General features: G+C 72.2%; 10 protein-coding genes. 2 read left to right on the forward strand and 8 right to left on the reverse strand.

The annotated features are described in order from the left end of the window. Window positions 1-119: 119 nt before the first annotated feature. From OHA72_RS08435 to OHA72_RS08470, 8 genes are all read right to left on the reverse strand, one after another. Complete coding sequence (locus tag OHA72_RS08435; protein ID WP_327007270.1) at window positions 120-539, reverse strand: LppU/SCO3897 family protein; 420 nt, start codon at window positions 537-539, stop codon at window positions 120-122. 426 nt (window positions 540-965) lie between these two features. Then, complete coding sequence (locus OHA72_RS08440) at window positions 966-4,181, reverse strand: UvrD-helicase domain-containing protein (RefSeq protein WP_327007271.1); 3,216 nt, start codon at window positions 4,179-4,181, stop codon at window positions 966-968. 36 nt (window positions 4,182-4,217) lie between these two features. Then, complete coding sequence (locus OHA72_RS08445) at window positions 4,218-5,558, reverse strand: metallophosphoesterase (protein ID WP_442788706.1); 1,341 nt, start codon at window positions 5,556-5,558, stop codon at window positions 4,218-4,220. A 10-nt stretch (window positions 5,559-5,568) separates the two neighbouring features. Beyond that, complete coding sequence (locus tag OHA72_RS08450; protein ID WP_327007273.1) at window positions 5,569-5,814, reverse strand: MoaD/ThiS family protein; 246 nt, start codon at window positions 5,812-5,814, stop codon at window positions 5,569-5,571. Continuing rightward, window positions 5,811-6,842 (reverse strand): GTP 3',8-cyclase MoaA, encoded by a 1,032-nt coding sequence (moaA, locus tag OHA72_RS08455; protein ID WP_327007274.1) that lies wholly within the window; start codon window positions 6,840-6,842, stop codon window positions 5,811-5,813. Before moaA ends, OHA72_RS08450 begins: the two co-directional genes overlap by 4 nt. Window positions 6,843-6,873: 31 nt before the next feature. Further along, entirely contained in the window at window positions 6,874-7,740 is an 867-nt protein-coding gene (locus OHA72_RS08460) for a fructosamine kinase family protein (RefSeq protein WP_327007275.1), read from the reverse strand. A 12-nt stretch (window positions 7,741-7,752) separates the two neighbouring features. After that, on the reverse strand, window positions 7,753-9,411 hold the full coding sequence (locus tag OHA72_RS08465) for a GTPase family protein (RefSeq protein WP_327007276.1): 1,659 nt from the start codon (window positions 9,409-9,411) through the stop codon (window positions 7,753-7,755). A gap of 22 nt (window positions 9,412-9,433) precedes the next feature. Continuing rightward, window positions 9,434-11,251 (reverse strand): dynamin family protein, encoded by a 1,818-nt coding sequence (locus tag OHA72_RS08470; protein ID WP_442788540.1) that lies wholly within the window; start codon window positions 11,249-11,251, stop codon window positions 9,434-9,436. 238 nt (window positions 11,252-11,489) lie between these two features. Between OHA72_RS08470 and dnaK the strand changes: the two genes are divergently transcribed. Both dnaK and grpE read left to right on the forward strand, forming a co-directional pair. Further along, window positions 11,490-13,367, forward strand: a complete 1,878-nt coding sequence (gene dnaK / locus OHA72_RS08475) for a molecular chaperone DnaK (RefSeq protein WP_327007277.1) — start codon at window positions 11,490-11,492, stop codon at window positions 13,365-13,367. Next, window positions 13,364-14,128, forward strand: a complete 765-nt coding sequence (grpE, locus tag OHA72_RS08480) for a nucleotide exchange factor GrpE (protein WP_327007278.1) — start codon at window positions 13,364-13,366, stop codon at window positions 14,126-14,128. Before dnaK ends, grpE begins: the two co-directional genes overlap by 4 nt. Window positions 14,129-14,137: the final 9 nt, after the last annotated feature.

Below are 14,137 nucleotides of genomic sequence, written 5' to 3' on the forward strand. Positions count from 1 at the left end.
CCGTCTGCCGCGCTCGAACTAATGTACTACACGCCCTCAGGGGCGCCGCGCAAGGGGGTCATACAAATGTTCGACGGCGCGCCATGGGTCGGCGCGCCGTCGAAATCCGGGCGAAAAGGTCAGGGACGGAGCTTCATGCAGAGCACGAAGGAGAACGACTCCGGCGTGGCCTTGTAGAAGTAGTTGTGGGTGTAGCCGGTGACGGAGTTGCACTTCTCCTTGTCGGAGGTGCCCTCGAACCGCTTCAGCACCTCGAAGGTCGTCGGCGCGCAGGCGGTCTTCACCATCCGCGGCACATCCGCGGTGCCCTGGTTGGTGAGGCACTCGCCGACCTTCACCGTCTTGGCGTCGCCGGGCTGCACGCCGGCCGACGAGGCCGCACCGCTCGGCGCGGCGCTGGACGACGACTTCGTCGAGGTGCTCGCCTTCGGCGTCGGCGAGGTCGTGGTGGGCGTGGTCTTGTTGTCCTTCAGGACATACCAGATGCCGGCGGCGCCACCGCCGCACAGCAGCAGCACCAGGACGATGACGAGCGCCACCGTGCCACCGGAGCCCCTCCGGCGCGGCGGTGCGGCCGGCGGACCACCCATGCCGGGACCGGGCTGGCCGTAGGCGGGCTGCTGATAGGTGCCGGTCTGTCCATAGTTGCCGCCATAAGGGCCGCCCGACTGCGGCTGCTGCCCCCACTGCGGTGGCTGACCGTAAGGATCCGGCTGGCCATAGGGGTCAGGCTGCTGCCCATACGGTCCCGGCGGCGGACCATAAGGGTCCGGCTGGCCATAGGGGTCCTGCTGGCCGCCCTGCCAGGGGTCCTGCGGTTGGCCCTGGTACGGCCCCGGCGGTCCGTAACCCGACATGTGATCCTCCTGCTCCGCGAAGCTCCAGGCAGCCTAGTTGCGTCGATGCAGCTACGGTAGCGCCACCCCCCGACACTTCCACCTCACGGATTTACGACAGGTCGGGGTTCAGATAAGGCGGAGCTGCCGGTCCTTGGGTTTGCGGGGCGCGGCGGGGCCCCGCCGCTCCAACAGTCCAGGGTCGATGGACGACAGGAACGGCGTCGGCGCCATGTCACGCTCCGACCCGTGCCGGAAGCGCGTCCGGCTGTGCGACAGGAAGAGCCGGTCCTGCGCCCGGGTCAGCCCGACGAAGAACAACCGGCGCTCCTCCGCGACGTCGTCCTCGGAGCGGCCCTGCGAGCCGGGCATCCGCAGTGGCAGCAGCCCGTCCTCGCAGCCGACGAGGAACACGACGGGAAACTCGAGCCCCTTCGACGCGTGCAGCGTCAGCAGCGTCACCCGGTCCGCGCGCGGGTCCCAGCCGTCGACCTCGGCGCCGGTGGCCAGCGCGCCCAGGAACTCGTCCAGGTCGCTGCCGGCCCGCAACGCCGGCGGCGTCATCAGCTCGACCGCGGTCCACACGTCGGCCTCGGTCAGCCCGATCACGTCGGTGTCGAGTTGCCCGCAGCGCCCCGCGACGACCTGCCCGGCCAGCCGCACCCGGGCCGCGATCGACCCGCCCAGCCCGGTCGCGAAGCGCAGCTCGCGGGCGATGGCGGCGACACCGGGCCGGTCCAGCAGCCGGTCGTGCGAGCGCTTCTGCACCGGCACGCCCGCCCGTGACAGGGCGTCGACGACCGGCGCGGCCTGCGAGTCCGTGCGGTACAGCACGGCGATGTCCGAGAACGACATCGCGCCGACCGCCGCCCTCGAATCGACCCGGTTGTCGTGCGAGCGGTGCGACAGGCCGCCGACCAGCTCGTCGACGGTGCGCACCACGAAGTCGGCCTCGTCGGCGACCGACATGGCCGGATACAGCCCGACCATCGGCGCCTCGAGGTCCAGCCGCGCAGGGTCGAGACGCCGCCCCGGGACCAGGGTCGTCGGCGCGATCGCCTGCACCGCCGCGGCGAGGATCGGCGCAGACGAGCGGTAGTTGCGGGTCAGCCGCACGATCCGGGCGTCGATCTCCGAGGTGGAGAAGTCGGCGGAGAAGCGCAGGAAGAACGAGACCTCGGCACCGCGGAACGAGTAGATCGCCTGGTCGGGGTCGCCGATCGCGCAGAGGTTGCCGCCGGGCGGGCACAGCAGCCGCAGCAGCTCGTATTGCACCGGGTCGACGTCCTGGTATTCGTCGACGAAGATCCACTGCCAGCGGTCCCGGTAGCGCTCGACCAGCGCCGGCGACTCGGTGAGCAGCTGCACGCTCAGCGTCAGCAGCTCGTCGAGCGACACCATGTCCCGGGCCCGCAACGCCTTGGCCAGGGCCTCGACGGTCGACGGCTCCATCGCGGCGAGCGCCCGGCGCGCCTCCCGCTCCGACAGCGGGTCCAGCGCCGCGAGCAGGTCGGCCTCCTCCGCGATGCGGAACTTCGGGGTCAGCCCGACCGCGGCGGCGTGCTCCCGCAGGATCGACAGCCCCAGCGCGTGGAACGTCGACACGGTCACCGCCTCGGTCACCGGCCCGAGCAGGCCCTCCAGCCGCTCCCGCAGCTCCTCCGCGGCCCGCCGGGTGAATGTGATCGCCAGGCACTCCTCCGGATACACGTCCAGCTCCGCGCACAGGTACGCGATGCGGTGCGTGAGCGTCCGGGTCTTGCCGGTGCCGGGGCCGGCCACGATCAGCAGTGGACCGCCCGGCGCGGAGGCCGCCACCCGCTGCAACGCGTCCAGCCGGTCGAGCAGGCCCGTGCCGACCTCCTCCATTCCCGCCAGCATCGGCTCGAGCGGCTCATGCGGCGACGCGGGTGAGGAGATCGGGGGCGGCGGGGGCTCCTCGACGGGAGCGGGCCGGCGGCGTTTGGCGGCGGGCTTGGGCGTCGACTCCGCCTTGCGCTGTTTCGGCAGCGTCGGCATCGGTACGTCGAACAGCACGTCCTCTTGCATCCCGCCGGAGCGCAGCTCGTCCGGTGCGAAGAGCTTGATGATCCCGTATTCCCCGTCGAACCCTGGCGTGCGGCTGACCTCGCCGCGGCGCAGCCGGCCGATGCCCTCGCCGAGCAGCTCCCCGCCGACGCGGCTGATCTCGTCGATCGGCACCTCACGCAGGATCGCCAGCTCCGAGCCCAGCTCCGCGACCAGCGACGTCAGCGCGGCGTCGACGGTCTTGGACTTCGGGCCGACGCCGTGGATCTCGCCGAGGATCTCGTGCAGCTGGATCAGGTGGGTGACCTGGGGCGCGCCGGGCGGCACGTATCCGTCGGGACGGTCGGCGAGCTCCTCGACCCGGTGCAGGACCCCGACGGTGAGTGCCTTGCCGCAGACCGGGCAGAGGCCCTCGGCCTCGCGGGTCTGCGCCGGGAGCCAGTTCACGTCACAGGCGCGGTGCCCGTCGCCGTGATACTTGCCCTCCTCGGGGAAGAACTCGATGGTGCCGGCCAGGCCGTCGCCGGTGCGCAGCGCGTCGCGGACCTTGAAGTAGTCCAGCTCGCTGGTCAGCAGCGTCGCCTCGCGCGCCAGGGCCGGCGGGGAGTGCGCGTCGGAGTTGGACACCAGCCGGTAGCGGTCCAGCGACGACACCCGCCAGTTCATCGCGGGGTCCGACGACAGGCCGGTCTCGACCGCGAAGATGTGCTCGGCCAGGTCGGCGTAGCAGTCGGCGATCGCGTCGAAGCCCGACTTGGAGCCCAGCGCGGAGAACCACGGCGTCCAGATGTGCGCCGGCACCAGGAACCCGTCGGGGCTCGCCTCCAGCGTGATCTCGAGCAGGTCCCGCGAGTCCAGGCCGAGGATCGGCCGACCGTCGGAGCCGAGGTTGCCGATCCGCCCGAGCGCCGTGTTGAACCTGGCGGCCGCCTCGAAGTCCGGCTGGTAGATCAGGTGGTGGACCTTGCGGGTGCGGTCGCCGCGCTTGTAGATCGTGGAGATCTCGACCGACAGCATGAACCGGACCGGCGAACCGTCGGCGCCGTCGGACAGGCGGCCGGGCAGGCGCCGCAGGATGTCCGCCTCGCGGTCCGGATGGAGGCGGAACAGGCCCGGCTCCGCCGGCACGAGCGCCTCACGCAGGTGGTCGTGCCAGGCCGGATGGGTGAAGTCGCCGGTGCCGAGCAGCGTGATGCCCTTGCGCCGGGCCCACCAGGTGAGCGTCTCGATGCTGAGGTCGCGACTGCACGCCCGGGAATACTTCGAGTGGATGTGCAGATCGGCGACGAACGAGTGGTCGGAGACGTTCGAAGGCACGCCGCATCCTGTCACACGCCCACCGGCCGCCGCCCGCTACGCGCCGTGCAGCTCAACGATCGAGATGTCCGGCGGCGCCCCGAAACGCACCGGCGGACCCCAGAACCCGGCACCCCGCGTCACGTAGACCTGGGTGCCGTCGACCGTGCCGAGACCGGCCACGACCGGCGCCTCCAGGCCGACCAGCAGGTTGAACGGCACCATCTGCCCGCCGTGCGTGTGCCCGGACAGCTGCAGGTCGACGCCGCGCTTCGCCGCCTCGTGCGCCTGGACCGGCTGGTGGGCGAGCATCACCACCGGCCGTGAGGTGTCACGGCCGTCGAGCGCCTTGGCGAAGTCGGGTCCGTCGCCCACGTCCTCGCCGGTGACGTCGTTGACGCCGGCGAGGTCCAGGCCCTGGACGTCGAGCCGCTCGTTGCGCAGCACCCGGACACCGAGCGAGTTGACCTCGTCGATCCACTCCTGATAGCCGGAGAAATACTCGTGGTTGCCGGTGACGAAGAAACTGCCGTGCCGCGACTTCAGGTCCTGCAGCGGCTCGGCGGCCGGGCCGAGCTCCGCGACCGAGCCGTCGACCAGGTCGCCGACGATCGCGACCAGGTCGGCGTCGACGGAGTTGATGATCCGCACGATCCGCTCGGTGTGTGATTTGCCCAGCAGCGGCCCGAGGTGGATGTCCGACACCAGCGCGATCTTGAAGCCGGCCATGCTCGCCGGGAGCTTCGCCAGGCGGATCGGGACCCGCTTCAGCACCGGCGCGCTCTTCGCCTGCCAGGTGCCGATGCCGACGGCCGCCACGGACAGGACCCCCGCCGTCGCCGCCAGCGACCGCCCGAGCAGCAGCCGGCGGGACGGATCGAAACGTCCCTCGACCGCCGCCGGCAACGGCTCCGCCGAGGACCGCGCCGTCTCGGCGGCGGTGCCGTCTCCAACCCCGGCCGCGGCGCCGTCGACCGCCCCGGCTCCGCTGTCCACAGCGAGGCCCGGCTCGTCCACACCGCCCTGCACAGGTCGGGCCGCACTGTCCACAGGCAGCACACTGCTGTCCACAGAGTTATCCACAGGCTGTGGCGCCGTCCGCCGGGTCCAGCCGCGCAGCGCCAGCCGCGGCAGCTCCAGCAGCGCCAGCGTCACCAGCAGGTAGAACATCAGCGCCAGCCACAGGAACCCCGGCCACGCCAGCACCGGCTGCTGCTTGAGCGGCAGCACCCGCGAGCCGATCAGCGTCACCGGGATCAGCACCCCGAGCAGCACCATGACCAGCGTGCCGACCCGCCGGCCGCGCCGCGTGGTGACGACGTCCTTGACCAGCCTCTTCCACAGATACCAGTGGATTGCACCGATGATGAGCAGCACGACGACCAGGAAAAGCGCGATGAACACGTGCTCAGCCGCCCGCGAATGGTGGAAGGACGTCGACCGTCGCCGTCGATGGCAGCGCCGCGTCGCGGTCGCGCCAGGACGTGCCGTCGACCAGGAACGAACAGGCCGTGAGCACCGAGGCGAGCTTCGGCCGTCCCGCCGTCACGGCGGCCTCGAGCTCGCCGAGCGTCGCCGCCTCGATCTTCTCCTCGGGCACGCCGGCGGCCGCGCGGGCCCCGGCGAAATAGCGCACGAGCAGCACCGCGGTCATCCCCCGATCGCCGACATGGGACGGGCAGGCTGCAGGAACTTCGGGTCGTCGATGCCGTGCCCGGCCGGCTTCGCCCACATCGCCTTGCGCCACAGATCGGCCAGCTCGCCGTCGGTGGCCCCGCCCCGCAGCGCACCGCGCAGGTCGGTCTCGTCCTGGCTGAACAGGCACGAGCGCACCGAGCCGTCGGCGGTCAACCGGGTGCGGTCACACGCGCCGCAGAACGGCTGCGACACGCTCGCGATCACGCCCACCCGGGCCGGCCCTCCGCCGATGCCGGCATAGCCGTCGACCAGCCAGGTCTCGGCGGGCGCACCCCCGCGCAGCGCCGGATCGGGCCGCAGGTCGAACGCCTCGCGCAACCGGCCGAGGATCTCCTCGCCGGTCACCATCTCCTCGCGCCGCCAGGTGTGCCCGGCATCCAGCGGCATCTGCTCGATGAACCGCAGCTCATAGCCGTGCTCGAGGGCGAACCGCAGCAGCGGCACCGCCTCGTCGTCATTGACCCCGCGCAGCAGCACCGCATTCATCTTCACCGGCACCAGGCCCGCCTCCGCGGACGCGGCGAGCCCGGCGAGCACGTCGGCGTGCCGGTCGCGGCGGGTCAGCGTCTGGAACCTGGCCGGGTCGACCGTGTCCAGCGAGACGTTGACCCGATCGAGCCCCGCCTCGGCGAGCGTCCCGGCGAGCCGGGCCAGGCCGACACCGTTGGTCGTCAGCATGGTGCTCGGGCGCGGCTGCATCGCTGCGACGGCCCGCACGATCCCGGCCAGCCCCCGGCGCAGCAGCGGCTCACCGCCGGTGAAGCGGACCTCGGTGATGCCCAACTGGGTGACCGCGACCCCGATCAGCCGCACGACCTCGTCGTCGGTGAGCAGCGTCGGATTGGGCAGCCAGTCGAGGCCCTCGGCGGGCATGCAATACGTGCAGCGCAGGTTGCACCGGTCGGTCAGCGAGACCCGCAGGTCGGTCGCCACGCGGCCATGGCGGTCGGCAAGACCGGCACCGGGCGGCTCCGAAAGCGTCATGCCCGAAACGGTACCCCAGCGGTATGACAGTTCAGAGGGCTCGCAGCGTGGAGCGTACCGACTCACGATAAGCGGCACCGAACAGCGCCGTGTGTACCAGCAGAAGATGGAGCCGGTGCAGCGGGACGCGGTCCTGCCAGCCGTCCGCGAGCGGCCACACCTCACCGTAAGCGGCCAGGAACCGGTCGTAATGCGGCGCGCCGCCCCACAGGCCGAGCAGCGCCAGGTCGGTCTCGCGGTGCCCGCCGTGCGCGGCCGGGTCGACGAGCCAGCCGTCTCCGTCACGGTCCCAGAGGACGTTGCCAGGCCACAGATCACCGTGGATCCGGCTCGGGGGTTCGGCGCCGCCGTACCCCTCGATGCCGGCGATCACCCGCTCGACACCTGCGACGTCGGCGCCGGTCAGCGCCCCGTTGTCGATCGAGATGCGCAGGAAGGGCAGCAGCCGCCGCTGCGCGAACCACGCCGGCCAGGGACCGTCGGAGGCGTCGTTCGGCAGCGGTGCCGTGCCGATGAACCCGGTCCAGGGTGCCCCGAACGACGGCGCGCCCGCCCGATGCAGCGTGGCCAGCCGCCGCCCGAGCCGTTCGGCGCCGCCCGGGGTGGCCTCGCCGTGCTCGATCCACTCGAGGGCGAGCAGCTCGGGCAGCTCGACGACGACCTCCGGCACCGGCACCGCACCGGACTCCCGCAGCCACCGCAGCCCGGCGGCCTCGGCGGCGAAGAACCCCTCCGGCGGGTCCGCGAGGGACTTGCAGAAGATCGATCCGCCGTCGTCGAAGGTGAGCCGCTGGGCGGTGCAGATCGACCCGCCGGGCACCGGCGTCTCGCGGATCCGCTGATGCTTGATGAACACCGGCAGCTGCGCCGGGTGCTCCTTCAGATACCGCAGATCCATCACCGCCACCGGCTAACGGGCGGCGGTTCGCAATGCTTCACGCGCGTCATCGTACGAGCGCAGGACGCTTCGCATCGGCGCGACGACGTGCACGTCCGCCACCTCGGCGATCGCGGCCCGCAGCCGCCGCTCGGCCCGCGCCTTGGCCCGGCGGGCGGCCAGCCCCACGATCGGGCGGACGACGATCGACAGCAGCACCCCGAACAGCAGGCCGCCGAGCAGCAGCGCGGTGGGCAGGGGCAACCGCCCGACCTGCGGGGCGCCGACGTCGGGCAGGCCGAGGAACGAGAACACCGCCCGCACCGCCAGCCACAGCAGCCCGACCAGGGCGGCGGCGGCACCGAGCCACTGCAGCGCGCCGACCAGCCGCCACCAGAGCGGTCTGCGGGACATGCCGAGGTCGGCGGCGGCGACCGCGACGTCCATGGCGTCGGGCACGTCGTCGAGGCGCGAGCGGGACGCCGCGGTGACCGCGGCCGGCCACGGCTCCGGCAGCCCCGCACCGGCCTGCTCGGCGACCTCGCGGGAGGCCAGCGTGACAGCGGCCTTCTGCGCGGCCGTGGACTCCGGCAATGACGAGGCGGCAGGTGTACCCCCGGCAGGCTGGTCCAGATGCAACCTGCGCAACGGGTCCGGCCGCAGTTTGCGCGCCCAGCGGGCGACCGGCCAGCCGAGCACCCCGGTCGCGCGGTGCCGGTAGGTCCGCTCGGTCGCGGTGACGACGATCGGCACCCCGGCCGCGACCGCCAGCGAGTCGGCGAGCCGGCGCACGGCGGCCGGTTGGATCTTCTCGCCGCCGGAATCGACGGCCACCAGCGGCCCCAGCTCGCCCACCGCGCCGCGCACGTCGCCGGCGAGACGCTGCAGGGCGGCCTGCCGCTGCTCGACGGTGCGCTCCAGCGTGGCGCGCAGCGTGTCCAGGCCCGGCTGGCCCTTCGCGGAGGTCGCGAACGCCGGCACCCCGCCGAGCCCGTCGGCCTCCAGCAGCCGGCGCAGGTCGGCGACGAGCCGCTCGCTGTCGGCCCGGTTGAGCCGGTCGGCCTGGTTGAGCACCACGACGGTCACGTCCCGGTGCCGCTGGAACTGCGCGAGGTACTGCTGGTGCACGACGCGGTCCGCGTACTTCTGCGGGTCCAGCACCCACACCACCAGGTCGACCAGGCGCAGCAGCCGGTCGACCTCAAGCCGGTGGCGGGCCTCGATCGAGTCGAAGTCGGGCAGGTCGAGCAGGACCAGCCCGCGCAGGCCGGCCTCGTCGTCGCCGTCGAGCGCGCTCTCGCGGGTGAAGCGCCGGTTGGGCGGCACGCCGAGCCAGTCGAGCAGCGGCCCGGCGCCCTGCGGCCCCCACACGCAGGCGTGCGCGACGCCGGTCGTCGGGCGGCGCACCCCGACCCGGGACAGCTGGAAGCGGCACAACGCGTTGAAGAGGCTGGACTTGCCGCTGCCGGTGGCGCCGGCCAGCGCGACGACGGTGTGCGCCCGCGACAGGGCGAGCCGCTCCCCGGCCCGGTCGATCACGGTGCGGGCGGTGACCAGCCGCGCGTCCGGCACGTGGTCCTCGGTCGCCTGCACGAAGCGGCGCAGCCCTTCGACCCGCTCGGCCAGGCGGTCGGCGTCCACCGCACCGCCCTGCCGCGGGATCGCCTGCTTGATCCGGTCCACCAGACTCATGCCGCCACCGTCGAGTACCTCATTAAGAGTCCAGCCGGACATCGGCGCGGGCGAGTTGCACCGCGGTGCTGGCGGCGCGCAGCCGTCCGGCGAAGTCGTCGTCGATCCCGGCGCCGGCGAGCGCGCTGCGGTAGCGGCCGGCCTCCTCGTCGAACAGGGCGGCGACCCGCTCCAGCAGGTCCTGCCTGGCCCGCTCGGCAAGGGACCGCACCGCCTGGTCGCCGAAGATCGCCTCCAGCACCTTCTGCGCGGTGACGGTGGTGCCACCGGCGACCACGATCTCCAGGCCGGTCGGGATGAAGGCGGTGGCGGCGAAGACCGAGACCATCACCAGCAGGCCGGTCGCGTTGACCGCGTAGGCGCTGGCCCGGGCGAGGACCCGCTTGTCGCCGGCTTCGCTGCGCACCAGCTCGAGGACCGAGCGCTGCCAGTCGCGGGTGAGCCGGGCGATCCGCTCGTCCAGGTCGTCGGAGGGGCGGGTCAGGTTGGGCGCGGCGGCCAGCAGCGCGGCGCCCGCGGGGTGGGCCTTCCAGGCGACGCCGGCCCGCTCGGCGGCATCGGTCGCGGCGCCCTTGAGCAGGATCGCCAGCCCCGAGCCGATCGCCTCCTGGAAGCGCTCGCCGGGCGCCGGGCGGCCGGTGAGCGCCGCGATGATCCGGTCGCGGGCCCGGCCGACGCGGGCCTGCAGCGCGCGCATGATGTCGCCGGTGCCGACGAGCTCCTGCCAGCGGGCGAGCACCTCGCCCCGCAGCAGCGCCCCGTCGTGGATGCCCTGCTCCACCGACGAGGTGGCGGCCCGGTAGGACCCGCGCACGGCGTCGTCGAGGGACTTGCCGGCGGCGACCTGGTCCTCGGCGGCGGCGGCGAGGACGCCCACGTCCATGGTGAGCGCGTCGACGGCGCCGCCGACGGTCTGGCGCACCACCGCGGCGCGGGCCTCGGCGGAGCGCGCCAGCTTGCCGAACCAGTCCCGCAGCGGCGCGACCTGCGCCTCGCCCAACAGGCCCTGGCTGTCGAGGCGGGCCTCGGGCAGCACGAACAGGGGCACCCCGCCGAGATCCTGCTCCTGCAGCATCGAGGTCAGGTGCGGAGCGATCTCGTCGGCCGCCCCGCCGCCTGGCACCCGGTCGAGCACCAGGGCGATGGCGGTGCCGCGGTTGCGGGCGGTGCGCAGCATCCCCCAGGGCACCGCGTCGGCGTAGCGGGCCGCGGTCGTGACGAAGAGCCAGAGGTCGGCGGCGGCGAGCAGCTGCGAGGCGAGCTGCCGGTTGGCATCGACGACCGAGTCGATGTCGGGCGCGTCGAGCAGGGCCAGCCCGGCGGTGAGCGCCTGCGCGGACACGACCTGCAGGGTGCCGGTGTCGCTGCTCGAGCCGGTGGTGCGGGTCAGCGACGGCAGCACGTTGGCCTGGGAGAACCAGGACATGTCGGTGGGGTGGCAGACCAGGACCGGGGCGCGGGTGGTGGGGCGCAGCACGCCCGCCGGGCTGACCGGCGTGCGGATCAGGCTGTTGACCAGGGTCGACTTGCCGGCCCCGGTCGAGCCGCCGACGACGACCAGCAGCGGCGCGTCGAGCCGGTCGAGCCTGGGCAGCAGATAGTCGTCGAGCTGGTCGACCATCGCCGCGGCGACCGTGGTCGCCCGCTCGGCGCTGGGCAGCGGCAGGGCGAAGTGGGTGGCCTTGCCGAGATCGCGGAGATCCACGAGCGCGCTGACGAGCTCGGCGACGGGGGAGCGCTCCGGCTCCCGGGCGCGTGGGGGCCGACCGGCTGACGGGGCATCACCCGAAGGGGTGGCCGCCGTCGACCGGGCGGACACCGACTCGCCCTGTGTGGTCACGGGTAAAGCGTGCACGATGTCGCTGTCCAGCGCCATGCAATGCCCGTAAGCATCGATGTCACCCAGCGCAATCTCACCCATGACGTACCACAGCGGCATCCGCGGGTGTGACAAGTTGCGCCGAACTCACTCAAGGTTCGACTTGACGATCGTGACTTGCGTGGCACTATTGAGTGACAGTCACTCAACTTCGCAGCCGGAGCGTTCGCACCGACTGCCTCCTGGAGGTCAAGCAGCTATGGCACGTGCGGTCGGCATCGACCTCGGAACCACCAACTCGGTGGTCAGTGTCCTTGAGGGCGGCGAGCCCAGCGTCATCGCCAACGCCGAAGGTGCGCGCACGACGCCGTCCATCGTCGCGTTCGCCCGAAACGGTGAGGTGCTGGTCGGCGAGGTCGCGAAGCGCCAGGCGGTCACCAACCCGGACAGGACCATCCGCTCCGTCAAGCGCGAGATGGGCACCAACTGGGCCATCGACATCGACGGTAAGAAGTACACCCCGCAGGAGATCTCCGCGCGGGTGCTCATGAAGCTCAAGCGCGACGCCGAGGCCTACCTCGGTGAGCAGATCACCGACGCGGTCATCACCGTGCCGGCATATTTCAACGACTCGCAGCGCACCGCCACGAAGGAGGCCGGCGAGATCGCCGGGTTCAACGTGCTGCGCATCGTCAACGAGCCCACCGCGGCCGCTCTGGCCTATGGCCTGGACAAGGGCCCGAAGGAGCAGACCGTCCTGGTCTTCGACCTCGGCGGCGGCACGTTCGACGTGTCGGTCCTGGAGCTCGCCGAGGGCGTCGTCGAGGTCAAGTCGACCTCCGGTGACAACCACCTCGGTGGCGACGACTGGGACGAGCGGGTCATCGACCACCTGGTCAAGACCTTCCGTGGTCAGCACGGCATCGACCTGTCCGCCGACAAGATGGCGATGCAGCGTCTGCGCGAGGCCTCCGAGAAGGCCAAGATCGAGCTGTCGGCGGCGACCACCACCTCGATCAACCTGCCCTACATCACCGCCGGCCCCGACGGCCCGCTGCACCTGGACACCCAGCTGTCGCGCGCCGAGTTCCAGCGGATGACGCAGGACCTGCTCGACCGCACCAAGGTGCCGTTCGAGAGCGCGATCAAGGACGCCGGCATCAAGGTCGGCGCGCTCGACCACGTCATCCTCGTCGGTGGCTCGACCCGTATGCCCGCCGTGACCGAGCTGGTCAAGCAGCTCACCGGCAAGGACCCCAACAAGGGCGTCAACCCGGACGAGGTCGTCGCCGTCGGCGCCGCCCTGCAGGCCGGTGTCCTCAAGGGCGAGGTCAAGGACGTCCTGCTGCTCGATGTCACCCCGCTGTCGCTGGGCATCGAGACCAAGGGCGGCATCATGCACAAGCTGGTCGAGCGCAACACGACCATCCCGACCAAGCGCTCCGAGGTCTACACCACCGCCGACGACAACCAGCCGTCGGTGCTCATCCAGGTCTTCCAGGGTGAGCGGGAGATGGCGGCCTACAACAAGCGCCTCGGCACCTTCGAGCTGACCGGCCTGCCGCCGGCGCCGCGTGGCGTGCCGCAGATCGAGGTCACCTTCGACATCGACGCCAACGGCATCGTGCACGTGTCCGCCAAGGACCTGGGCACGGGCAAGGAGCAGTCGATGACGATCACCGGCGGCTCGGCGCTGCCGAAGGACGACATCGAGCGGATGATGCGCGACGCGCAGGACCACGCCGACGACGACAAGCGTCGCCGCGAGGAGGCCGAGACCCGCAACCTGGCCGAGGCCCTGCAGTGGCAGACCGAGAAGTTCCTGGCCGAGAGCGGCGACAAGATTCCCGCCGACGCCAAGGACCAGATGAATGAGGCGCTGGGCGACCTGCGCAGCGCGCTCGGCGGCAACGACACCGAGCGGATCAAGTCGGCGCACGAGAAGCTGGCCCAGGTCTCGCAGCAGGCCGGCAGCGCGCTCTACGAGCAGCAGCGTCAGCAGAGCGCCGGCGGCGGCGAGGCCCCCGGTGCCGGGTTCGGTGGCGGCGACTCCGCCGGCACGCAGGCCGGTGCGCAGGGCAACGGCCCGGATGACGTCGTGGACGCCGAGATCATCGACGAGGACAACAAGAAGTGACCGACGAAGCCCGCGCCGCCGGCCCGGAAGGGCCGGCGGAGCGCGTTGTGATCAAGGACAAGCGAAAGGTGTCGGCCAACGGCAGGCCGGAAGGCTCACCCGAAGGCGCACCTGACGCCGGACACACCGCGGAGGAGGCCGACGTGGAGGTCGAGGAGACCGAGGCTGTAGCCGAGAAGGCTGAGGCGCCGGCGGAGGACGCCGACGAGGCGCCGGTCGAGGGCGAGATCGTGGACGAGGCGTTCACGGTCCACGCGCCCCCGTCCGGGGCGCCGGGCGAGGCCGCCGCCCAGGGCACCACCGACGACGCCCATCAGCACGGCCTCGGTGCCGAGCTGGCGGCGCTGCGCACGGACCTGGACGAGCGCACCCGGGACCTGCAGCGGGTCACCGCCGAATACGCCAATTACCGCAAGCGGGTCGACCGCGACCGGGCGCTGGTGGTCGAGCAGTCCACCGGCAACGTGCTCGGCGCCCTGCTGCCCGTGCTCGACGACCTCGACCGGGCCCGGGAGCACGGCGATCTGGTCGGGCCGTTCGGTGCGGTGGCCGAGCAGCTGACCGCGGCGCTGACGAAGTTCGGGCTGACGGTGTTCGGGTCCAAGGGTGACCCGTTCGACCCGACCCGCCACGAGGCGGTGGCCCACCTGACCTCGGCCGAGGTGACCGAGCCGACCTGCATCGACGTGATGCGGCGCGGCTATCTCCTCGGCGAGCGGCTGCTGCGACCGGCCCTGGTCGCCGTTGCCGACCCGGAGTAAGAGACGCGT

The organism is Dactylosporangium sp. NBC_01737, from assembly GCF_035963215.1.
In the GTDB taxonomy this organism is placed as follows: domain Bacteria; phylum Actinomycetota; class Actinomycetes; order Mycobacteriales; family Micromonosporaceae; genus Dactylosporangium.

Excerpts from the sequence above, each read along its gene's own strand:
- OHA72_RS08465 (WP_327007276.1), bottom strand. The coding sequence starts at position 9,411 with ATGAGTCTGGTGGACCGGATCAAGCAGGCGATCCCGCGGCAGGGCGGT.
- moaA (WP_327007274.1), bottom strand. The coding sequence starts at position 6,842 with ATGACGCTTTCGGAGCCGCCCGGTGCCGGTCTTGCCGACCGCCATGGC.
- dnaK (WP_327007277.1), top strand. The coding sequence starts at position 11,490 with ATGGCACGTGCGGTCGGCATCGACCTCGGAACCACCAACTCGGTGGTC.
- OHA72_RS08460 (WP_327007275.1), bottom strand. The coding sequence starts at position 7,740 with ATGGATCTGCGGTATCTGAAGGAGCACCCGGCGCAGCTGCCGGTGTTC.
- OHA72_RS08450 (WP_327007273.1), bottom strand. The coding sequence starts at position 5,814 with ATGACCGCGGTGCTGCTCGTGCGCTATTTCGCCGGGGCCCGCGCGGCC.